This window comes from Bacillus sp. ISL-75, from assembly GCF_018613095.1.
The window spans coordinates 152,479-175,720 of record NZ_JAGGQX010000030.1 but is presented as its reverse complement, the minus strand read 5'-3'; the positions used below and the strand labels follow the sequence as shown (position 1 = coordinate 175,720).

Annotated in this window: 22 protein-coding genes; 16 read left to right on the top strand and 6 right to left on the bottom strand. The window is 38.5% G+C overall.

All coding sequences use genetic code 11. From position 1 onward, the window contains the following. Nucleotides 1-94: 94 nt before the first annotated feature. Nucleotides 95-1,501 carry an L-seryl-tRNA(Sec) selenium transferase gene (selA, locus tag J7E63_RS14565; RefSeq protein ID WP_215013558.1) on the top strand — a complete coding sequence of 469 codons (1,407 nt, stop codon included), beginning with the start codon at nt 95-97 and terminating at the stop codon, nt 1,499-1,501. 82 nt (nt 1,502-1,583) lie between these two features. Here the strand turns inward: selA and J7E63_RS14560 are convergent, their stop codons facing one another. Beyond that, nucleotides 1,584-1,721 carry a small acid-soluble spore protein P gene (locus J7E63_RS14560; protein ID WP_088087701.1) on the bottom strand — a complete coding sequence of 46 codons (138 nt, stop codon included), beginning with the start codon at nt 1,719-1,721 and terminating at the stop codon, nt 1,584-1,586. 113 nt (nt 1,722-1,834) lie between these two features. Between J7E63_RS14560 and J7E63_RS14555 the strand changes: the two genes are divergently transcribed. After that, nucleotides 1,835-2,104: a hypothetical protein gene (locus tag J7E63_RS14555; protein ID WP_088087700.1), complete on the top strand. Its 270-nt coding sequence runs from the start codon at nt 1,835-1,837 to the stop codon at nt 2,102-2,104. Between the two features lie 38 nt (nt 2,105-2,142). On the opposite strand, the gene sspO is transcribed toward J7E63_RS14555, so the two are convergent. Beyond that, nucleotides 2,143-2,295 carry a small acid-soluble spore protein O gene (gene sspO / locus J7E63_RS14550; RefSeq protein WP_026567316.1) on the bottom strand — a complete coding sequence of 51 codons (153 nt, stop codon included), beginning with the start codon at nt 2,293-2,295 and terminating at the stop codon, nt 2,143-2,145. Nucleotides 2,296-2,625: 330 nt separating this feature from the next. On the opposite strand from sspO, the gene acnA reads away from it, so the two are divergent. Then, nucleotides 2,626-5,331, top strand: coding sequence for an aconitate hydratase AcnA (gene acnA / locus J7E63_RS14545; RefSeq protein WP_215013442.1), 2,706 nt, complete (start codon nt 2,626-2,628; stop codon nt 5,329-5,331). A gap of 324 nt (nt 5,332-5,655) precedes the next feature. Next, nucleotides 5,656-7,383 carry a ribosomal protection-like ABC-F family protein gene (abc-f, locus tag J7E63_RS14540; RefSeq protein ID WP_215013433.1) on the top strand — a complete coding sequence of 576 codons (1,728 nt, stop codon included), beginning with the start codon at nt 5,656-5,658 and terminating at the stop codon, nt 7,381-7,383. A 146-nt stretch (nt 7,384-7,529) separates the two neighbouring features. Here abc-f and J7E63_RS14535 read toward each other — a convergent pair whose 3' ends face one another. Continuing rightward, nucleotides 7,530-8,567 (bottom strand): NAD-dependent epimerase/dehydratase family protein, encoded by a 1,038-nt coding sequence (locus tag J7E63_RS14535; RefSeq protein ID WP_215013431.1) that lies wholly within the window; start codon nt 8,565-8,567, stop codon nt 7,530-7,532. A gap of 183 nt (nt 8,568-8,750) precedes the next feature. Here J7E63_RS14535 and mtnA point away from each other — a divergent pair, with 183 nt between their 5' ends. From mtnA to J7E63_RS14495, 8 genes are all read left to right on the top strand, one after another. Next, nucleotides 8,751-9,800, top strand: a complete 1,050-nt coding sequence (mtnA, locus tag J7E63_RS14530) for an S-methyl-5-thioribose-1-phosphate isomerase (protein WP_215013429.1) — start codon at nt 8,751-8,753, stop codon at nt 9,798-9,800. Nucleotides 9,801-9,989: 189 nt separating this feature from the next. After that, nucleotides 9,990-10,526: a redoxin domain-containing protein gene (locus J7E63_RS14525; protein WP_215004269.1), complete on the top strand. Its 537-nt coding sequence runs from the start codon at nt 9,990-9,992 to the stop codon at nt 10,524-10,526. A gap of 144 nt (nt 10,527-10,670) precedes the next feature. After that, nucleotides 10,671-10,802 (top strand): FbpB family small basic protein, encoded by a 132-nt coding sequence (locus J7E63_RS14520; protein ID WP_088087694.1) that lies wholly within the window; start codon nt 10,671-10,673, stop codon nt 10,800-10,802. 67 nt (nt 10,803-10,869) lie between these two features. Then, nucleotides 10,870-11,013: an acid-soluble spore protein N gene (locus tag J7E63_RS14515; RefSeq protein ID WP_098260605.1), complete on the top strand. Its 144-nt coding sequence runs from the start codon at nt 10,870-10,872 to the stop codon at nt 11,011-11,013. 124 nt (nt 11,014-11,137) lie between these two features. Then, nucleotides 11,138-11,371 carry a small acid-soluble spore protein Tlp gene (tlp, locus tag J7E63_RS14510; protein ID WP_373408494.1) on the top strand — a complete coding sequence of 78 codons (234 nt, stop codon included), beginning with the start codon at nt 11,138-11,140 and terminating at the stop codon, nt 11,369-11,371. 102 nt (nt 11,372-11,473) lie between these two features. Then, nucleotides 11,474-13,795, top strand: coding sequence for an AAA family ATPase (locus J7E63_RS14505; RefSeq protein ID WP_251033539.1), 2,322 nt, complete (start codon nt 11,474-11,476; stop codon nt 13,793-13,795). 27 nt (nt 13,796-13,822) lie between these two features. Then, nucleotides 13,823-14,254, top strand: coding sequence for an acyl-CoA thioesterase (locus J7E63_RS14500; RefSeq protein WP_215013420.1), 432 nt, complete (start codon nt 13,823-13,825; stop codon nt 14,252-14,254). 48 nt (nt 14,255-14,302) lie between these two features. Next, on the top strand, nt 14,303-14,620 hold the full coding sequence (locus tag J7E63_RS14495; protein WP_215013418.1) for a hypothetical protein: 318 nt from the start codon (nt 14,303-14,305) through the stop codon (nt 14,618-14,620). Between the two features lie 48 nt (nt 14,621-14,668). On the opposite strand, the gene J7E63_RS14490 is transcribed toward J7E63_RS14495, so the two are convergent. The 3 genes from J7E63_RS14490 to plsY form a co-directional block, all read right to left on the bottom strand. Beyond that, entirely contained in the window at nt 14,669-15,010 is a 342-nt protein-coding gene (locus J7E63_RS14490; RefSeq protein WP_215013416.1) for a CPBP family intramembrane glutamic endopeptidase, read from the bottom strand. A 497-nt stretch (nt 15,011-15,507) separates the two neighbouring features. Further along, nucleotides 15,508-16,659, bottom strand: a complete 1,152-nt coding sequence (locus J7E63_RS14485; RefSeq protein WP_215013414.1) for a CapA family protein — start codon at nt 16,657-16,659, stop codon at nt 15,508-15,510. Nucleotides 16,660-16,791: 132 nt separating this feature from the next. After that, complete coding sequence (gene plsY, locus J7E63_RS14480) at nt 16,792-17,391, bottom strand: glycerol-3-phosphate 1-O-acyltransferase PlsY (protein ID WP_215013412.1); 600 nt, start codon at nt 17,389-17,391, stop codon at nt 16,792-16,794. A 213-nt stretch (nt 17,392-17,604) separates the two neighbouring features. Between plsY and J7E63_RS14475 the strand changes: the two genes are divergently transcribed. The 4 genes from J7E63_RS14475 to parC all read left to right on the top strand — a co-directional run bounded on the left by J7E63_RS14475 (nt 17,605) and on the right by parC (nt 23,203). After that, complete coding sequence (locus tag J7E63_RS14475) at nt 17,605-17,976, top strand: sensor histidine kinase (protein WP_215013405.1); 372 nt, start codon at nt 17,605-17,607, stop codon at nt 17,974-17,976. Between the two features lie 107 nt (nt 17,977-18,083). Beyond that, nucleotides 18,084-18,500 (top strand): CoA-binding protein, encoded by a 417-nt coding sequence (locus J7E63_RS14470; RefSeq protein ID WP_215013403.1) that lies wholly within the window; start codon nt 18,084-18,086, stop codon nt 18,498-18,500. A gap of 288 nt (nt 18,501-18,788) precedes the next feature. Beyond that, nucleotides 18,789-20,768, top strand: coding sequence for a DNA topoisomerase IV subunit B (gene parE / locus J7E63_RS14465; RefSeq protein WP_168244058.1), 1,980 nt, complete (start codon nt 18,789-18,791; stop codon nt 20,766-20,768). Then, nucleotides 20,765-23,203 carry a DNA topoisomerase IV subunit A gene (gene parC / locus J7E63_RS14460; protein WP_215013401.1) on the top strand — a complete coding sequence of 813 codons (2,439 nt, stop codon included), beginning with the start codon at nt 20,765-20,767 and terminating at the stop codon, nt 23,201-23,203. Before parE ends, parC begins: the two co-directional genes overlap by 4 nt. The last annotated feature ends 39 nt before the right edge of the window (nt 23,204-23,242 follow it).

Below are 23,242 nucleotides of genomic sequence, written 5' to 3'. Positions count from 1 at the left end.
GTTAAAGCGCCCGTTTGTGAATTCCACTCATGTATACAGGCCTCGACTAGTCAAATGTCAGAGAAAAAGAACATGTGATAAAGGAGTTTTTATGTTGAAAGAATGGCTACGCTCAATACCACCGGTCCATGAACTTCAAAATCATGAGAGGTTTTTAACTCTCCTTCTAGAAAGTCAGCTTGATCATACGCATCTGACCAAACAGCTTAAAGAGGTCATTGACAACATTAGGGATGCAATCCTAAATGATAATTGGCCAGGTGGCAGACCAGGGACCAACCATTTTATTGAAGACCTATTTTTTATTCTCGAAACAAAAATACAGAAACAGTATTCTTATACCTTAGAAAAGGTCATAAATGCGACAGGAACCATTTTACATACAAACCTAGGAAGGGCTAGATTAAGCGAAAATGCAATCAACCATGTGATTGACACGGCAAGGAACTATTCAAATCTTGAATATAAGCTAACGGAAGGTGAAAGAGGTTCAAGACATAGTCATGTTGAAGCATTAATTAAAGATATCACCGGTGCCGAGGCGGCTATGGTGGTTAATAATAATGCTTCTGCTGTCTATCTGGTTTTAAGAGCTCTAGCTGCTAACAAAGAAGTCATTGTTTCAAGGGGACAGCTTGTTGAAATCGGTGGCTCTTTTCGAATCTCATCTATAATGGAAGAAAGTGGGGCAAAGCTTGTAGAAGTTGGCACCACTAATAAAACACATCTTTATGATTACGAAAAAGCTGTCAATTCAGAAACTGCGATCGTCATGAAGGTACATACGAGCAACTTTAAGGTCATCGGATTTACCAAATCTGTTGAGTCCGAAGATCTTGTTGGGCTTACGAAACGATTAGATGGTGTCATTTTTTATGAAGATCTTGGAAGTGGTGCTCTGTATGATTTTAGAAAGCACGGAATTGGTGAAGAACCGGTAGTAAAAGAGGTCATTGAATTAGGGGCAGATGTTGTAACCTTTAGTGGTGACAAGCTTCTTGGCGGTCCACAGGCCGGTATAATTGCTGGAAAAAAAGAAATCATTGGTCGCTTAAAAAAACACCAGTTGGCACGCGTTGTCCGGGTTGATAAGATGACGTTGGCTGCGCTTGAGGGGACGTTAATCGATTATGCCCGCGGAGAAAATGGCGTAGTAAATATTCCAACCGTTCGTGATTTATTAGTTTCCTCTGAAGAATTAGACGTACGATCGCAGTCGTTTGTTACAAATCTATTACAAAATACTGGAAAATATGTTACAAAAATTACAGAAGGAAGAAGTCAAGTGGGGGGGGGTACGATGCCGGATGTTGAGCTTCCAACCATGGTCGTGTCCTTAAAACATCGTGAATTGACGGCAGAACAGCTAGGAAGAAAGCTTCGATCCGAAGTGAAACCAGCAATTGTTGGAAGGATTCAAAAAGATGAATTTATCATTGATTTACGAACAGTGACTCCAGAAGAGGAAAAGGACCTGCTTCGGGCATTAATCAAAGTATAGAAAAGCTTAGTAATCGACTGATGCCCCAGCACTTAAACAAAGTGCTGGGCATTTTTTTGACTTTCGCCTATCTTATAAGTTTCTACATATCGTGATGTGTATTATGTTTGGCTCTAGTATGGTTGCGATTCTTGACTTTGTGGGAACCGCTTAATGGTTCAGGCTGCCCCGATTGTTTTGGTGCATTTTTTCGCATGTCTTTGCCATCGTTTTTGTTCATATTGCATCCCTCCTATATGTTAGGATGCAGTGATAAAGTCCTTTTATACCGTATATTTTTTGTTGTTCTGTGCAATTTAACGGTAAACAAAATGAAGGAGTGAATGATGAAAGATGGATAAATTCCCATACAATAAAGATAAACAACAAGCGTTTCAAGCAGCACAGCAGGGCTATGAGAATGCACAAGGACTATTCGAGACAATTGTAAGTGATAGTGCAAGTTATGGTCATCAACTAAAGCATCTAAAAGACGAAGTCAATGAAGCCTACCAACAAATTGAAAATGCACTAGAAGTGGCATCGGAACATCAACGATCACAGCTAGAGCGTTTCCAGCAGGATCTGCAAAGCATGGTGACAGAAGTAAACCAGACAGAATAGGAAAAGCAGGCGGGGGAGTGCCCGCCTGCTTTTTGTTATTATTGATTTTTCTTTCGTTTTTTGTTATTCATTCTTTCTTTTGCAGTTAATTCTGGTTCGCTCGCCATTTCCTCATTAAAACCTGCACCTTTACCTTGCCCCTTGGCTGCATTCATCCCTGGAATTACATGATTAGACTTTCGTTTCACCATTCTAATCACCTCCTACACTTTTACTATTTCCTCCATAGCAAAAAACATGACATTGAAAAAGTTTTTTGAGATAATAAATAATGAAAAAGGCGGTTTTCCCATGTCTTTAATCACATGAGCACAACTAGTGTTTTTTGAATTTTCAGAACAAAATACATAAAAAACATAAGTGAAACTTATCAATCGCAATAACTTTCTTGTTATTTACTTATGTAATCGCTTGTATTAAGATTAGAATTGTGAGAAAAGTTAAGCAGGATGGGAAAATTCAAACTTTTCAACTTTTCGTTAATTTTCGATTTATTAATGACGAATTAGGGGGTTTTTTATATGGTAAAAAATGATGTATTTAACGCACGCACTTCCTTTGAAGTGAATGGTAAACGTTACAACTATTACCGTTTAAGTGCACTAGAAGAGGCAGGAATTGGAAAAGTTTCTAAATTGCCTTACTCTGTAAAAGTACTACTTGAATCTGTATTACGCCAATTAGATGGCCGTGCAATTTCAAAAGAGCATGTTGAAAACTTAGCAAAATGGGGCACAAATGAGCTAAAAGAAGTGGACGTACCATTTAAGCCTGCTCGTGTTATCCTTCAAGACTTTACAGGTGTTCCAGCGGTCGTTGACCTTGCTTCTTTAAGAAAAGCAATGGCAGACCTAGGCGGAGATCCTGACAAAATCAACCCTGAAAAAACGGTAGATCTTGTAATCGACCACTCCGTACAGGTTGATGCATATGGAGCAGCTGATTCCTTAAAAATTAACATGGATTATGAATTCGAACGTAATGCTGAGCGCTACCAATTCTTAAGTTGGGCGCAAAAATCATTTAATAACTATCGCGCTGTTCCACCTGCAACAGGTATCGTACACCAAGTAAACCTTGAATACTTGGCTGATGTTGTCCACGTTGCAGAAACAGACGGTGAATTAGAAGCTTATCCAGATACTTTGGTTGGTACGGACTCCCATACAACGATGATCAATGGTCTTGGTGTTCTTGGATGGGGCGTTGGCGGTATTGAAGCTGAAGCAGGAATGCTAGGTCAGCCTTCATACTTCCCTGTACCAGAAGTAGTAGGTGTTAAATTAACAGGTGAACTTCCAAACGGTGCTACAGCAACTGACCTTGCTTTAAAAGTAACTCAAGTTCTTCGCAGTCATGGGGTTGTAGGGAAATTCGTTGAGTTCTTCGGACCAGGAGTATCAGTACTGCCACTTGCAGACCGTGCAACAATTGCAAACATGGCCCCTGAATACGGTGCTACTTGCGGATTCTTCCCAATTGATGATGAATCACTTGCATACATGCGCTTAACAGGCCGTGAAGAAGAGCATATCAATGTAGTAGAACAATACTGCAAAGCAAACGGTTTATTCTTCGATCCAGCGATCGAGCCAGTTTATACAGATGTAGTTGAAATCGATCTTTCAGTCATTGAAGCAAATCTATCTGGTCCAAAACGTCCTCAAGATTTGATTCCACTTTCTAAAATGAAAGAGGAATTTGTGAAAGCTGTTTCTGCTCCACAAGGAAACCAAGGCTTTGGCTTACAAGCGGATGAGCTTGACAAGTCTGCAACTGTTAATTTCCTAAACGGTGACGAAACTACTATTAAAACTGGTGCCGTCGCAATTGCTTCAATCACAAGCTGTACCAATACATCTAACCCATACGTTCTAGTGGGAGCTGGACTTGTTGCGAAGAAAGCAGTTGAATTAGGAATGGAAGTTCCTAAATTCGTAAAAACTTCCTTAGCACCAGGATCTAAGGTTGTAACTGGATATCTTCGTGATTCGGGATTACTTCCTTACCTAGAGCAAATCGGCTTCAACCTCGTTGGTTACGGTTGTACAACATGTATCGGTAACTCCGGCCCATTAAAGGAAGAAATCGAAAAAACAATCGCTGAAAACGATCTTTTAGTTACATCCGTACTTTCCGGTAACCGTAACTTCGAAGGACGAATTCACCCGCTTGTTAAAGCAAACTACCTTGCTTCACCACCATTAGTTGTTGCTTACGCTCTTGCTGGTACTGTAAATATTGATTTTGCAAACGAAGCAATTGGTAAAGATAAAGATGGAAATGATGTATTCTTCAAGGATATCTGGCCATCAACTGCTGAAGTTAATGATGTTGTTAAACGTACAGTAACTCCTGAACTATTCCGCCGGGAATATGCAAACGTGTTCGGTGACAACGAGCGTTGGAATGATATCAAAACAAGCAATGAGCCTTTATATACTTTTGATGAGGATTCTACTTACATCGCAAATCCGCCGTTCTTTGAAGGCTTATCACCAGAACCAGGTATCGTCGAGCCATTAGCAGGACTACGTGTGGTTGGTAAATTTGGTGATTCAGTTACAACTGACCACATTTCACCTGCAGGAGCAATTGGTAAAAATACTCCAGCTGGTAAATATCTGCTAGAAAAAGGCGTTGCAATCCGCGACTTTAACTCTTACGGATCCCGTCGTGGTAACCACGAAGTAATGATGCGTGGAACGTTCGCAAACATTCGTATTCGTAACCAAATCGCACCAGGAACAGAAGGTGGGGTAACTACTTACTGGCCAACTGGCGAAGTGACATCTATTTACGATGCTTGCATGAAGTACAAAGAAAACGGTACTGGATTAATCGTTCTTGCTGGTAAAGATTACGGAATGGGTTCTTCACGTGACTGGGCTGCTAAAGGTACAAACCTTTTAGGTATTAAAACAGTTCTTGCTGAAAGCTTTGAACGTATTCACCGTTCAAACCTTGTGTTAATGGGTGTGCTTCCACTTCAATTTAAAGATGGCGAAAGCGCTGAAACACTTGGCCTGACAGGTAAAGAAACCATTGATGTTCAAGTAGACGAAAATGTAAAACCACGTGACCTTCTAAAAGTAACTGCAACGGACGAAGCTGGTAACAAGAAAGAATTTGAAGTTCTTGTTCGTTTTGACTCTGAAGTTGAAATTGATTACTACCGTCACGGCGGAATTCTTCCAATGGTTCTACGTGAAAAATTACAAGCTTAATATTGAAGAACACCATGCCAGCTGGCATGGTGTTTTTTATGGGAGAAATGATTGACAAATCTAATGATCCTCCAATAAACTAATACTAACAAACGAAAAGGAATGGTAAAGAGGCATGAAGTTATAATCTTATTTTTCAGACATGATTCGAATAACGAAAAATGTTGAACCTGAAGAATAGGATTCGTCTGTCCTTTTTTATGTCCTGATCGTATATGCCAATAAAACCTTTAAAAGGTTTATTTGTTGATTCATATTAACGGCAAATTGTGATCATTTCTAAGACATAATCTCTCTTCAGGTTCAATTGAAGGGAGTTTTTTTATGCAATCAAATCAAAAAACAGTCATTAAAGTAATCGGCTTAGAAAAAAGCTTTCATTTAAGAAAGGTATTCGAAAATATCCAATTTGATATAAAGGACGGGGAAAGGATTGGCCTTGTCGGGTACAATGGTACAGGAAAGACAACTCTAGCCAATATCCTTTTTGGAAAAATAACACCCGATAAAGGGATCATAGAAAAATCAAGCGAGTTAACAATAGGCTATCTATCGCAGTCGATTGATTATGAGATAAGTGATTTTCATCAGTCATTATCAGGAAGCACAACGAAAGAATTATTTCAGCATGCTAATGAGTTAGGTCTTCAAAAGGTCTATGACTGGGAGGAAGACCGATTAAATCATTTAAGCGGAGGGGAAAAATTAAAACTGGCACTCTCGACGGTTTGGGCATCAAAACCTGACTTCTTAATTTTGGATGAACCGACAAATCACTTGGATTTTCATGGGATTCAGTGGCTGGTAACCGAACTAGAAAAATTTCAAGGACCTGTCTTAATTATCTCTCATGACCGTCATTTTTTAGATAAAACAGTGCATCGTATTTTCGAAATTGAACATGGCAAACTCCACTTTTACAATGGAAACTATAGTGACTATCGTGATGAAAAACAACATCGGGAGGAGAATCAGCGCCATCAATATAGCGTCCAGCAACGGCAAATAGAAATGGTTGAATCACAAATGGAACAATTAAAGTCATGGTCGGAAAAAGCCCATCGTGATTCAACCAAAAAGGGATCAGGACCCAGTAAAAGACAGAATGGTATTAAGGAATACCATCGGGCTAAGGCTAAAAAAACAGACAATCAAGTAAAATCAAAAATGAAACGTCTGCAAAATGAGCTTGAAAAAAAAATTGATAAGCCGTTAGATGAAGTCCAAGTAAGGTTCCAGTTTGACACTCAAGGGAAGAGAGGCAAACGGATTGTCGAGGCCAAACGCCTAAATAAGTCGTACGAGGATCGAACGCTCTTTCATAGCTCTAACTTCTACATTAATCATGGAGAGCGAATGGGACTCTTAGGGGAAAATGGCTGCGGGAAAACGACATTAATTAAGATGATCCTAGATCAAGAGACGTATACAGATGGTAATCTATGGAAGAGCGACTCGATAAACGTTGCTTATTTAAGTCAGGATGTTGATGATTTACCTGACGATAAAACGGTGATGGAGGCTTTAGGTTTCACAGATAGGGAAGATGTGTTAAAAGCACGGACCTTGCTCGCCAATTTGGGCTTACAAGACGCGTTCGTTACTAAACCAATTAGGACTTTGAGTTTGGGCGAACGAACAAGAGTAAAGCTAGTCGATATGTTAATGAAAGAATACGATGTTCTTATCCTAGACGAACCGACGAATCATTTGGATTTGCCGAGCAGGGAGCAGCTGGAAAAGACATTAGCAGAGTTTAAAGGGACAATAATAACGGTTTCCCATGATTATTATTTCTTAAATAAATTATGCGACCGGCTGCTAGTATTTGAAAACCAGCAAATTAAACGGGTAGAAATGACACCAGAGGAATATTTTAATAAAAAAGTAAAGAAAGAGGATAATCAAGAAGAAGCATTATTAATCATTGAAAACAAGATCGCGGTGATTTTGGGAGAATTATCATTAATCGATCAAAAAGATCCTAAATATCTTGTATTAGACCAAGAATTTAAAGAACTTCTTAAGCAAAAACGGAATTTAAGCAATTAACAACGAAAGAGAGCAGGGATATCTGCTCTCTTTTGTTGTTTTCCCTCGATAATTGATGGTTTATTTGTGAAATAATCGGATTTATTTGCGGAAATAGCCTGTTTATTTGCGAGAAAATGACTTTTATTTACGAATCCAAAAGTTGATTATTTTTCATTTAATATGGTAAGCAGTTCTTTCTCTTTTTCCGCTCTCATCCCCGATTTCCACTCATATTCCGTCAAATGGCGAGTTTTCTCCCACTCATAAATATCAGCGATACTTTCCTCAAGCTTTCTAAAGGAAAGTCCACTCTGAATCGCTTTATCCACGTTGATGGAGAAAGCACCTTTCCAAGGCTCTTTAGTCTCAGGTGATAAAGGATAATTCTCTGGTACCCAGAGAGGCATCTCTGTCCAAGGGGCCACTTTTTGATCCAAAAGGAATTTCTCATCTGTCCAAACCACTTCTGCATTTGAATCAGTCACTTTGATACATGCGTCGATAAACTCTTTCATCGTTAGAGAATAATCAGGCCCTGTTGCATTAAAGGTTCCTGTGGAATCCTGCTCTTCCATATCGAGGATCCAATTCGAAAGGTCTTTATTGTCAATAACCTGCACACGTCGATGAGGGCTCCCGGGCACCATAACCTTGCCGCCTTTTGCTATTCTGTTAATCCAATAGGGAACACGGTCGGTATAATCATTCGGCCCAATTAACTGACCCGCCCGCACGTTTAACACTCGTCCAGGCATATTACTTTCAGCTATCTGTTCACATAACGCTTTAAAATGTCCATAATAATCATAAACCGGCTCGTCTGAATCCATTGAAAGTTTATTTGCTTCCTCAAGTGACATTTCTAAAACAGAGTAGCTTTCATCTAAATTTTCTGGAACCCAGTCTTGGTAAACGGATATACTCGAGATGAATGTATAATGTTTTACGCGATCCTTCAATAAATTGGTTGTATTTTGAACCGTATATGGAATAAATCCGCTTGTATCCAAAACAGCATCCCAGTGTCGGTTTTGAAGCGCTTTCAAATTACCGAACCGATTACCAGTAAGGACTTCAACGTCTTTTATTCCTGGATTTTGAATTCCGCGATTAAAAATCGTCACTTCATGATTTCGCCTCAAAGCCTCTTCCACAAAAGTTCTCCCCAAAAAGCGACTTCCACCTAAAACAAGAATCTTCAAAAGAATCCCCTCCAGTCTTGTTTATATTTTAACAAATTTTCGCGCAATTTAGTTAATATTTAAGAATTCCATCTTATAAAAATGAAAGTATTGCATATGTCATGGATATTGTTAAAATTACATAGGTAGAAGTTGAAATTTAATACATAATAGAGGTTATCTAAGCAGAAGGGATGTTTCTCCATGGAAAACACATACTTACAATCCGTTTCTTATGAAAACGGAGTCCTTAAAATACTTGATCAATCCAAAATTCCAAATATAACAGAATTTCTTGAAACGACCAAAATTGAAGACGCCTGGGATGCAATAAAACAATTAAAAGTCCGCGGTGCCCCAGCGATTGGAATCGCGGCAGCATATGGTTTAGTGCTTGGTATAAAAGATGCACCTGAAAATTCCTTTGAAGATTTTTATGCTCATTTTAAAAAGCAATCCGATTATTTGGCCACTTCACGACCTACCGCAGTTAATCTATTTTGGGCACTAAAACGAATGAATGACAGAGCCTTAAAAGAAAAAGAATTACCGATCCATCAAATCAAAGAAGCACTAGAAAATGAAGCACATACTATTCGCAATGAAGACGAAGAAGTTTGCCGTACGATCGGGGAGCATGCATTAAACCTTTTAAAGGATGGGATGGGAGTTCTCACACACTGCAATGCGGGCGGCATCGCAACAGCAAGATATGGAACAGCCCTTTCTCCGCTTTATTTAGCAAAAGAAAAAGGCTGGGATATAAAGGTGTTTGCGGATGAAACAAGACCGCTTTTACAAGGTGCTCGTTTGACAGCTTGGGAGCTTATGCAAGCTGGCATTGATGTCACCCTAATCACAGACAATATGGCAGCAATGGTCATGCAAAAAGGCTGGGTTGACGCTGTTATCGTCGGTTGTGATCGCGTAGCGGCAAATGGTGACGTCGCCAACAAGATTGGTACATACGGTGTAGCATTATTAGCGAAGGCCCATAATATTCCGTTTTACGTAGCGGCACCGCTCTCTACCCTTGATTTAGAAACTATGACAGGTGCTGATATCCCAATCGAGGAGAGAGATGCTTCCGAAATAACTGAAGGATTTGGAAAAAGGACAGCCCCTGAAGGTGTGAAAGTATTTAACCCCGCATTTGATGTCACTCCTAATGACTTGGTTACAGCCATAATAACCGAAAGGGGTATAATAAAAGGAAATTATCAGGAAGAGCTTCACAGACTTTTTATATCCTAAAGAAAAGAAAGCAGTGAACCTAATCGATGAAATTGTCAAAAAAAATATTTTAGCTGAATTGAAAAAACATCTATAAAAACATGTAATCTTTGTGAATTGTCACAGTTTCGGCATATCCAAGTTTTGTTTCACCTAAGTTTATAGTGTAAAATCGAAGTAGCAGAGTATGAAGTAAAGGAGGATTCGGGGATGATTAAAAAAGTAATTGCTGCTGTAATATTAGTTACTTTACTTACAGTAGCGATTGTTCAGGCAATGGATAAAAAAACAGAAACTCCCGAAACTACAAGTCAAACAACAGCTGGTAATGAAGGACTCGCTATAGGAGCAAAGGCACCTGATTTTGAACTTAAAACATTAACAGGTGAGACCGTGAAACTCTCCAATTTAAAAGGAAAAAAAGTTATGCTTAACTTTTGGGCAACATGGTGTCCGCCTTGTAAAGCAGAAATGCCAGCTATGGAGCAATTTTCCAAGCAAATGGAAAAGGATATCGTAATTTTAGCGGTTAACATTGATCCACAATTAGATGTCCAAGGATTTGTTGATGAAAATAAAATTACTTTTCCAATCCCTCTTGATGCCGATGATAAAGTAAATGAAAATTATCAAGTACTTTCCATTCCAACTACTTATTTTATTGATAGTAAAGGGATGATCCAGAATAAATATGTCGGTGGAATGAAACTTGAAGATATGAAAGATTTTACAAATAAACTAAAATAAAACAAAAGACGTTGGATTCCTCCAGCGTTTTTTTCTTTTATAATAAATATTTAAAAAACGATATAATTTTCAAAAAGTTGTAATAATTGCAACCGTTTCCGGGCATAATAACTGTTACAATAGGAAATAAGGACGGTGATACCGATGAGAAAACCTAGAAAACGCTCGTTTGCAGAGCTTGTATCTGAAAATAAATCACAACTTTTAAAAGATCGTGCTGCAATTGAAAAAATCGAACAACGCTTGGAAGAAAAACGTCTCGGTAAAGCAGAATAACTAAAAAAGATTACCAATTATGTTTTCCAACCTTATGGAGAAAATGAAAGTAAGGAGGGATCATGACATGGGTAATCCGAAAAAAGATAGCAAACATTTTGTACCTAGCCATACTGGCACACAACCCCGAGGGTTTAATGGGAATAAGGGGAAGAAAATGAATGATACATCAGGGCAGCATGCCCAAGTAATTCAAACAAAAGGTGAATAGGTATAGATTATAAGACTCAATAGGCGAAAGCCTCTGGGTCTTTTTTGTTTAAAAAATTTTTTTAGTTTAATTTTTGGAGTCAGTAACAAACTATATTTGTACCAATTACACCATAGGAGGAATTATGATGGCCTATAATAACAAACCGAATCCAGATGATCGCAGCGATAACGTTGAAAAGCTTCAAGCCATGATTCAAAATACGGAAAATAATATCGAAGCAGCTGAAGAATCTTTAGCATTAACAGACAGTGAGACACAACGTCAGGAAATTGAAGCAAAGAATGAACGCCGACGTGAAAGCATCGACTCATTCCGTTCAGAAATTAAGGATGAGGCGCATAATCAAGAAAGCTAAAAAAGTGGGAGACCTGTTCATTATGGACAGGTCTTTTTGTTTAGTTATGGAGCGACTGTTATGGTAAGATAGAAGGGAAATTTTGAAAAAGAAGTGATAACCTTGAGACAACTAGTAAATCAACTTACACTACATGATAAATTAAAGCAATGGGAAATTGAATTGAACGAAAACGGGTCCATTTCAAATGAAAGTGCATTAATTTCCGCTCTTACGTACGAATCCAATCCTGTCATCCTATCAAAGTTATTAACACTTGCCGCATTGTCACGGATTGGTCGAAATAAAAAGGATAAAATGGCAGCGGTATGGCTTGAAAGAGCGCTTAAACTATTTCCTGATAATCAAGCCGCAAAAGAATATATGATGCAATCGGATTGGAAAAAGATGGAGGGTTTACTTTCGCAGCTTACCTTTCCTGCAATGAGAGAAACAGATAATCGAACAGCCAAAAAGAAAACAGCGGAACAATACATAGAAGTGTGTCAGAACTTTTTAACGGATGCCGATGAGATTCACCAGGTTTTAGAAACGAAAAGAGAGCTTTCCTCAACATTAGAAAATAAGGATTTATTCCAAAAACATCAGCTTCTTTCCGGGTTGTTGTCTTCTGCCATAGACGAAACAGGAAACTTATTAAAGGCAGCTGAGGAGTACGATCAATCGATTACAGGTGTTTTTCATACTTCCACCTATTATGATGACTTGAAATTGCACTTATCTAATTTAGAGGAAATTAAAGCTACTTGGCAAAGGGAATTTATTGAAGAAGAAACTGAGAGTCTTCCTGATCGAATCAACGCCTTGGATCAACTGAATGAAATGATTGGGATGGAGTTTGTTAAAAATCGGGTCAATGATTTTTACCGATTTTTAAAGTACCAAAAACAGCGGAAGGAGCTCGGTTTTCAAATAAAGGACGAATTGAGCTTGAACATGATCTTAACCGGTAATCCGGGTACAGGAAAAACAACACTTGCCAGGCTACTTGCGAAAATTTATCACGAATTAGGTGTCTTGCCTCGTGAGGAAGTAATTGAGACGGATCGTTCGCAGCTTGTTGGTTCATTTGTCGGCCAAACAGAAGAAAACGTCCGAACGGTTGTAGAGCGCTCTATTGGCGGGGTGTTATTTATTGATGAGGCTTATAGTCTAAAACGTGAGGGGCAGACAGGCAACGATTATGGTCAAGCGGCGATTGATACACTGGTTTCGCTTATGACAGGAAATGAATATGGCGGGAAATTCGCGGTTATTATGGCAGGCTATCCCGAGGAAATGCGCTCCTTTCTAGATGCTAATCCAGGTTTACGAAGCCGTTTTCCTCAGTCCAATCTCATTCATTTGCCAAATTATTCGACTGAAGAGTTAATAAGCATTGCAGAACATGTGGCATCAGATAATGATTACTTCCTTAGCGAAGAAGCAAAAATCGAAATCAATCATCGTCTTGATCGTGAACGGGTGGATGATTCCTTTGGAAATGCAAGAACAGTCCGCAATATTGTCTTAGATGCGATTTTTAAAAAGGGCTCTGACAAGGAAGTAAATGATGATAACATCTTAGATTATATGTTACTGAATAAAGAGGACTTTCTTTTAGACAAAGAGGAAAGTGTAGAGTCTCCTTATGAAAAATTGGATCGACTAATTGGGTTAGGCTCATTAAAGGTTGAGATGCGGTCCCTTTTCAAGTTTGTAAAAATGCAGCAGTACCGGATGAAAAATGGGCTGCCGCCAGTACCTATTCAGCTTCATGCTGTTTTCACAGGAAATCCTGGTACAGGAAAAACAACCGTAGCTAAGATTTATGCGGAGCTTTTAAAGGAATGTGGCATTTTAAAACGTGGGCATCTTATCGTAGCAAGCAGGGCAGATTTTGTAGCCGGATATGTAGGTCAAACGGCAGGGAAAACAAAGAAAAAAATTAAGGAAGCGCTCGGTGGTGTCTTATTTATTGACGAGGCCTATTCCCTTTTCAGTTCGACAACAGGTGATTTTGGTAAAGAGGTCATAGATACACTTGTTGATGAAATGACCAAGCATAATGAAAACCTAGTCGTTGTCTTGGCAGGTTACCCACATGAAATGGACTTGCTCCTAGAAAGCAATCCTGGTCTTCGCTCCCGCTTTAAAAAGTTCTTTTTATTTCTTGATTATTCACCAGAGGAACTGCTTGAAATCATGGCGGTCTATGCTAATAGTTTTCAATACCACCTAACAGGGGAAGCAAAAGTGCTGTTACTCCAAAAGATGGATGAAGAATCCTTCAAAGGGAATGGCCGTTTTGCAACAAACATGGTGGATGAAATGATTCAAGCACAGGCCTCAAGATTAATGGATGTTGCAGAAGATGAAGATCTTTTTGAAAAGTCCCTGCTGCTTGAAGTAGCAGATGTAATAAAGGCAATCAATAAAATGTAAAATATGATCACGAAAGGGTCGTGACCCGTGGAAAATTTATTTATTTCGACTAGAGAAATTCAGCTCTATTATGCTGATACAGATATGATGGGTGTTATTTACCATGCTAATTATCTAAAGTTTTTTGAACTTGGCAGAACAGGATTAATTGAAGATATTGGATACAATTATCTTGCCATGGAGGAGTCAGGCTATTTTGCTCCTGTTTATGACGTTCAAGTGACCTACAAAAAACCGTTACGCTATGGTGATAAAGGGTTTGTAAAAACATGGGTAGAATTAAATAATGGCATCAAAACTGTTTATGGATATACGATTGTAAATGGCGATGATGAAATATGTGCAGAAGGAAAAACAACCCATATTATTGTTAAAAAGGATAATTTTAGACCGTCTTCATTCAAAAAGGCATTTCCTGAATGGTATTTAAAATATGAGGAAATTAAGAAAAAGGACTAAAATTCTTACATTTATCGACGAAATAATTTATACATTGAGGTGTCTTGATTGGCCTTTGGAATTAAAAAACAGCAAATAAGCGAATGGAAAAGAAAAATTGACAACGGAGAAATTGCGTTTTTAACCCATTATTGGCTTGATGATCGCTTTCCAGGTTCAAATACAGTCACTAAGGTGGGCTGCAATGACCTTGTAAAATTAGCAGTTTGGGGCCAAAAACATGGGTTAAGGAAAGAATGGATCCATTATCGGAAGGATGGTTATTCGCATTTTGATTTAATAGGTGAGCGACAAAGAGTTATTTTACAAAAAGAAGGTTTGTTTGAACATATATGGCAAAAAGAAATCCGTCCACTTGAAGAGTAACCACTCTAAGAGTGCGGATTTCTTTTTCGATTAGGAATTTCGGAAAACTTAAACGGGAATCATATCCCATCCGGATACTATTAATAGGATCGTGATCAAGGTATGAACAATGAAAGCTGGAATGATACTTTTAGATGAAAACGTAAATAATCCAAATATTAATCCTAGAAAACTATAAAGAATTGATATTAAGATTGAAAATCCAAACATGGTCGTATGTAAGCCAAAAGCAATGCTGGTGACGATCAAACCTAATCGTTGATTGGTTATCGTAATCAGTTTATAAAGAAGTATTCCGCGCCACAAAACCTCTTCTAGCAATGCATTGATGATTGAAAACAATAAAATGAATAGCAAAGGATGCCATTGAACTTCATCTTTTTTTATCAAAAGTATCCCAATAATAGCCAGTATTGAAAGAAGGCAAAGGATAAGAAAAAATTTTCTTAATGAAAAAGCGATGTTAAAAGGGAGTTGAATTTCTCCTGATAGTATAGGTTTTTTTAAAAATGGACTAATTTCTAGTTTAAATTTCTTAATAACATAGCTAATAATAATGATTGGAATTAATAATAACAACTGACTAGACATGACAAGCGAATAAGGTGATAAACGAAAACTTTCTATGAAGTTATCCATATACACTAGCAATAGATTACCTAAAAAAAATGATATGACCATCCAGGCAAATAAGCGTTTCTCTTCCTTAAAAAAAGCAACTAATAATTATAAAGTAATCAGAAAAACAAAAAAAGGAGTGTAATAACCTCTTGCAAAAAAATAGGTCATGGTTAAAAATAAAAGACTTAACAAGATACCTTGTCGATTAATACCTTCCATCCGCTTTGTTCCTCCTACCATTCTTTTATGAGTAAAAAGGCCCCGCTTTACCGGAGCCATTGTTGCATATGTGTTTGAATTTCTTTAAATTTCGCATTAGCATTTCGAAGACCAAATGATCCTGCTTTCTCTAATGGAACCACACGGAAATTATGATTCTTTTTACTTGCGACATAGGTTGGGTAAAAAGCCGGGTTAGAAAAATCAATGGTGGTTCCTTTTTCTGATACATGTTTTGTAATATCAATGGTGGTTAAACCGCCTATATCTTTATAGTCGCCATGTTGGGCGGAAATAAAATTCCCTAATGAATAAATGACAAACGTTCGTTTGCCTTCTGCTGTTTTTATCCATTCCATTGGCTGCAGGACATGGGGATGAGAGCCAAAGATGATGTCGACTCCTTCATTAGCAAGAAATTTTGCTAGGTCTTTTTGTTCTTTTGTCGGCATTCGCTTGTACTCATTACCCCAATGGATGCTCATGACCACTACATCTGATTGTTTTTTGGCGCGATGAATTTCTTCTTTCATTGATTCGCGATTAATCAGGTTGACGAGAAAATCTTTTCCGTCTGGTATGGGGATTCCGTTCGTTCCGTAGGTATAGGAGAGAAATGCAATCTTAATCCCATTTTTATTTAGTATCCTCAAATTTTGGCGGTCCTTTTCATCAAGGAAGCTTCCCACATGTGGCAGTCCAATACTTTCTAAATAAGCGGCTTCCGACTTAATCCCTTTTTCGCCTTTATCCAACGTGTGATTATTGGCGGTTGATACGATATCGACCCCAGTATGGACGAGTGCATCTGCTACCTCGTATGGGCTATTGAACCTTGGATAACCGGAAAGACCCAGTGCTTGTCCCGCCAACATACTTTCTTGGTTGGCCGTTAAAACGTCTGGCTTTTCTAATAGTGGTTTCACATTTTCAAACATAGGTTCAAAATGATAGGAAGCTCCATTAAAGGCATCTTTATAAACTTTGTCGTGAATAAGAATATCCCCTATGGCACCAAGTGTTACTTTTTCTGTTATCTCGTGATTGATCAATAGTAAAGAACGTGGCTTATGCACTTTTGAAGGATAAACTTTTTCGTCTTCATCTGAATGTTGACTTTGTTGAATTAAGAGATATGAAGCTAATCCGACACATGCAACAATAATTAAAACTGAAGGTATAATAGCATTCCGTTTCATAATTACTCCTTAATAGGCGCTTGTTTTTTATGTAATCCCTTTTTTAGACTGTTAGTTATACTATATTATATACTTCTATAATTTTAAAACTATTTAATAAATTAAAAAGGAACCGCTATAGGTTCCTTTTCATTATAACCATTTAATTTTCGGTTCCGTTTTATTAATAATTCTTTTAATATTGGCCCGGTGCCGGTATATCACAAACGATGCTAGCAGAAATACTACGATGAGCAAGGGGATGTCCCATTCACGAATAATACCAGTAACAATGGCAAACAGAACAGCTGTAATTCCTGCGATCATCGAAGATAAGGAAACATATTTTGATAGGTATAAGCTGATAAAAAAGATAACAAGGACCGTGATAAACATATAAGGTGCATAGAACAATACGACACCACCTGAAGTAGCAACGGCTTTTCCGCCACGAAACCCGGCAAAAATCGGATAGGTATGACCGATAACAGCCAATACTCCAGCTAGTAATGGATTCACATCGACATGAAAAAGATAGGGCAGGGATGCTGCTAATGTCCCTTTCAGTATATCAGCAAGTGTCACCGCTATTCCCGCTTTAACACCGAGTGTCCGAAACGTATTTGTTCCGCCTAAATTTCCGCTCCCATGCTGGCGAATATCTGTTTTATAAAATACTTTTCCGATAATTAAACCAGAGGGGATTGAACCTAGTAAATACGCAAGAACCAAAACTAAAATAATTTGAACCATTAACAAATTCTCCTTCAACAAAAAGATCCAGTCCTTCTATTTTACCATGTAATATAGAAAAAACACCACGCTTTTCCTTTTCTGTCCAAAGTAAGTACAAATAGAGTCAATTTTATTACGAAAAAAAGGAGAATTTTCAAACCCTTTGTTAATCCATTGAAAGCAAAGTATAGGGACAATATAATTTAGATAAAATCATATAAAACATATAAAATGGCATATGGATATCCGAATGAATATAGCCAAGTTGTCCTTAATCTTTTTACAAATACTAGGGATGCATTTGTTCAAAACGCAATAAATAATCGAAAAATACTTATCAAAATAGATGAAACGGATAAAGAAATATCGGCTGAATTTATCGATAATGCTGGTGGAATTGAACCCTCACTGCTTGAGAAAATCTTCGAACCTTATTTTACTACAAGACATCATGGCACCGGTTTAGGACTTTATATGGCCAAGAAAATATTGGAGAACATGGACGGAAGTGTCTTGGCAGAAAATACTGGTGATGGAGCTCGATTCTTCCTTATCGTTCCAAAGGTAGCAGCCGCGGTCAAACCGAAATTTTTATCCAGTTAAAGAATATTTTATGCAGCCTCTTCTACCAGGGGTTTTTCTGTTAAGAACTTTTTATTATGTATTTTTTGAAAATATAGGTAAAATAATGATAAAAGGGAGTGAGACATATGAGCATTGAAAATCCAGGTCGTAATGAAATTGGGACAATATTAAAAGAGGCAAAAAGAATCGCTGTTGTTGGTTTGAGTGATAATCCTGAACGAACATCCTATCAAGTTTCTGCTGCTATGCAAAAAGCGGGTTATGACATTATTCCAGTGAATCCTACTGTCGATCAGGTTCTTGGTGTCAAGGCAGTTGCATCTCTGAAAGATATTGAAGGACATGTAGACATTGTTAATGTTTTCCGCAGGTCAGAACAATTGTTCGATGTAGCCAAAGAATTTGATGAGATCGATGCCGAAGTATATTGGGCGCAGCTTGGACTAGAAAATGATGAGGCGTATGAGTTTTTAAAAAACAAGGGCTATACGGTTATTATGAACCGCTGCATTAAAGTCGAACATGCGTTAACAAAAGCATAATGTTTACCATAAAACTGCTAATTATTAGCAGTTTTTTTCTTTCAATCCCCCAAAAACCGCTAGATAATATTATTACAAAAATAGGTTGTTTCAAATTACGTATTTGCCAAATTAAAATAAATCGCTACAATATAGCATAGACGCCGCAAGATTTATGATAAAATAAGAAGCGGCAAACATTGGTTCTATTTTAAAATATAAAAAGATAATAAAAAGATGACTAATCAATTAGTTCATGAAGCAATTAGAAGGATACTTCTTTTTGTAGGGAATGAAAGGGGTATTTTAGTGGCAAGGAATCAGCAAGCTTTTGATTATAATGATGATGCCATACAGGTACTAGAAGGTCTAGAGGCGGTTCGAAAGCGTCCAGGAATGTACATTGGCAGCACCGATTCACGCGGTCTTCATCACCTCGTTTATGAGATTGTCGACAATTCTGTCGATGAAGCACTTGGAGGATTTGGTGATCAAATCATTGTAAAAATACACAAAGATAATTCAATTAGTGTTAATGACCGAGGGCGCGGCATGCCTACTGGTATGCACAAAATGGGGAAACCGACACCAGAGGTTATTTTAACAGTGCTTCATGCCGGCGGAAAGTTCGGCCAAGGCGGATATAAAACAAGCGGCGGTTTGCATGGTGTTGGTGCATCGGTAGTAAATGCATTATCTGAATGGTTAACTGTCACGATTAAAAGGGACGGTTTCGTATATGAACAGCGCTTTGAAAATGGCGGAAAGCCAGCAACCACTCTCGAAAAAATCGGCAAAACCAATCAAACGGGAACAACGATTCATTTTAAGCCAGATCCGACCATTTTTTCGACGACTACTTACAATTTCGAAACATTATGTGAGAGGTTACGAGAGTCAGCCTTCTTGCTAAAAGGATTGAAAATCGATATTATCGATGATCGTAATGATTTCCATGAAGTCTTTCATTATGAGAATGGGATTGAAGCCTTCGTTGCTTATTTAAACGAAGAAAAGGATGTCCTTCATCCGGTTATCAGCTTAGAAGGATCTCAGCATGGAATAGAAGTGGATTTTGCGTTTCAATTTAATGATGGCTATTCCGAAAATGTCCTCTCCTTTGTCAATAATGTCCGTACAAGAGATGGCGGTACCCATGAAGCAGGGGCAAAAACAGCAATGACAAGGGTATTTAACGATTATGCCCGCAAGGTTTCATTCTTAAAAGATAAAGACAAAAACCTTGATGGTGCAGATATCCGCGAAGGTTTATCGGCAATAATCTCCGTTCGAATCCCGGAAGAACTACTTCAGTTCGAAGGACAAACAAAGGGGAAATTAGGAACTAGTGAGGCTAGGTCAGCAGTCGATGCTGTTGTTTCTGAACATCTCTCCTACTTTCTTGAAGAGAACCCTGATATTAGCTCCCTTCTTATCAAAAAATCGATTAAAGCCTATCAAGCTCGAGAAGCTGCTAGAAAAGCGCGTGAGGATGCTAGGAGCGGTAAAAAACGTAAACGTTCGGATGCCGTTTTGTCTGGTAAACTAACACCTGCCCAATCACGTAATCCGCAAAGAAATGAACTATACCTGGTGGAGGGTGATTCTGCGGGAGGTTCCGCAAAACAAGGGCGTGACCGCCGCTTTCAAGCCGTACTTCCACTTAGAGGTAAAGTAATCAATACGGAAAAAGCAAAACTCTCTGACATTTTTAAAAATGAAGAAATCAATACGATCATCCATGCAATTGGCGGTGGGGTCGGTACGGATTTTAATGTAGAAGATATCAACTATGATAAAATTGTCATTATGACGGATGCTGATACCGATGGAGCACATATTCAGGTCTTATTACTTACCTTCTTTTATCGATATATGAAGCCGCTCCTAGAAGCAGGCAAAGTGTTTATTGCCCTCCCGCCGCTTTATAAAGTGAGTAAAGGGACAGGCAAAAAGGAAATTATCGAATATGCTTGGAGTGATGATGAGCTCCAGGGTGCCCTGAAAAAAGTGGGCAGAGGCTATATTATTCAGCGTTATAAAGGACTTGGCGAAATGAATGCCGACCAGCTATGGGATACAACAATGGATCCAGAAACACGGACATTGATTCGTGTAAAAATCGATGATGTTGCACGAGCAGAACGCCGCGTTACTACACTTATGGGCGACAAGGTTGAACCGCGCCGTAAGTGGATCGAAAGTAATGTAGCATTTGGTTTAGAAGAAGATGACACCATTTTAGAAAATGAAAATATTACGGTCTCCGAGGAGGATTCTGAAGGATGAGTACAAATGAAAAATTCCGTGACTTGCCTCTAGAAGATGTAATTGGTGATCGTTTTGGCAGATATAGTAAGTACATCATTCAAGAACGTGCCCTTCCGGATGCACGTGACGGCCTAAAGCCTGTACAGCGAAGAATTCTTTATGCGATGCATGTGGAAGGAAATACGTTCGATAAAGGCTTTCGAAAATCAGCAAAAACCGTTGGTAATGTCATCGGTAACTACCACCCACACGGTGATACCTCTGTTTATGAGGCAATGGTGCGGATGAGTCAGGACTGGAAGGTTAGAAACGTCCTCGTTCAAATGCACGGAAACAACGGTAGCGTTGATGGTGATCCGCCGGCAGCTATGCGTTATACTGAAGCAAGGCTTTCAGCGATTGCTGCTGAATTAATGCGTGACATCGAAAAAAATACCGTTGAATTTATTCCTAACTTTGATGATACATCGAAAGAACCAACGGTCTTGCCAGCGATGTTCCCGAACCTTCTTGTCAATGGTTCGACAGGAATTTCAGCAGGTTACGCAACGGATATTCCCCCGCATCACCTTGGAGAAATCATTGACGGAGTAATCAAGAGAATGGATCAACCGGATGTATCTGTAGACGAACTGATGACCATCATTAAAGGGCCAGATTTCCCTACAGGCGGTATCATTCAAGGGATTGATGGGATTAGAAAAGCCTATGAAACTGGTAAAGGGAAAATTATCGTCCGGAGCAAAGCAGAAATAGAAGAGGTTCGTGGCGGTAAGCAGCAAATAGTCATTACCGAAATACCATATGAAGTCAATAAAGCCAATCTTGTTAAAAAAATGGATGAATTCCGTCTCGATCGAAAAGTAGAAGGAATTTCAGAAATCCGCGATGAAACAGACCGAACAGGCTTAAGAATAGTCATTGATTTAAAGAAAGATGCCGATGCAGAAGGTGTCTTGAACTATTTATACAAAAATAGTGATCTTCAAGTAACCTACAATTTTAATATGGTTGCCATCTATAAAAAACGTCCAAAATTAATGGGACTAAGAGAAATGCTGGACGCTTATATCGAACACCAAAAAGAAGTTGTTACAAGAAGGTCGCAATATGACCTTAATAAAGCGAAAGAGCGTCAGCATATCGTTGAAGGATTAATGAAAGCTTTATCCATCCTTGATGAAGTAATTGCCACCATCCGTGCATCCAAGGATAAACGCGATGCGAAAGATAATTTGATGGCAAAGTATGGTTTCACAGAGCTCCAAGCCGAAGCGATTGTTTCCTTACAGCTTTATCGCTTAACAAACACCGATATCACTGCACTTAGGCAGGAAGCGGAAGAATTAGCGAAGAAAATTGACGAGCTTACTAGTATTTTAGCAAGTGAGAAAACTCTTTTCTCTGTCATTAAAAAAGAATTAAAAGATGTGAAGAAACGTTTTGCAGATGCGCGTCGTTCTAAGATTGAAGCTGAAATCGAAGAATTGAAAATCAATCTTGAAGTTACCGTCCCTAGTGAAGACGTGATTGTAACGATCACAAAACAAGGGTATGTAAAACGGACGAGCCCACGTTCATATGCAGCTTCCAATGGTCAGGATTTAGCAATGAAAGATTCAGACCGTTTGTTAGCACAGCTTGAAATGAATACAAAGGATGTCCTTCTCCTCTTCACGAATAAAGGAAATTATTTATTCTGCCCTGTTCATGAGCTTCCGGATATCCGTTGGAAAGACCTTGGACAGCATGTCGCGAATATTATTCCAATTGAACGTGATGAAGAGATTATCCAAGCGATTCCGGTTAAAGACTTTGAGGCAAATCTATTCCTTGTCTTTGTCACGAAAAATGGCATGGTCAAGAAAACAGAGCTTAAACAATATAAAGCACAACGATATTCCAAACCGCTTGTTGGCATCAACCTTAAGGATGATGATCAAGTAACTGATGTTCATATAACTGATGGAACGAAAGAATTATTCTTAATCACCCACTTCGGTTACTCCTTATGGTTTCATGAAGAAGAAATCAGTATTGTCGGTGCACGTGCTGCCGGAGTTAAAGGGATGAATTTAAAGGATAACGATTTTGTCATTGGCGGAAAAATCATTCATCCAGATAGTAATGAAACGATCGTTATTGCGACGCAGCGTGGAGCTGTGAAGAGGATGAAAATGAAAGAGTTTGAAAAAGCAACTCGAGCCAAGCGCGGGGTTGTCATTATAAGAGAGCTTAAGTCAAATCCACACCGAATCACCGGATTTGTTATTGCTAATGAGCAGGATATTATTTATCTCCAAACGGAAAAAGGACATATCGAAACACTTCATACAGTAGATATTCACTTCAGTGACCGTTATTCGAATGGCTCGTTTATACTTGATGAGGATGATAACGGCAAGGTAACCACTGTTTGGAAAGTAGCAGCACCTGAAAAACCAAATGAATAATTTTTTGTGGACTCTCTAAAAATAAGAGAGTCCCTTTTT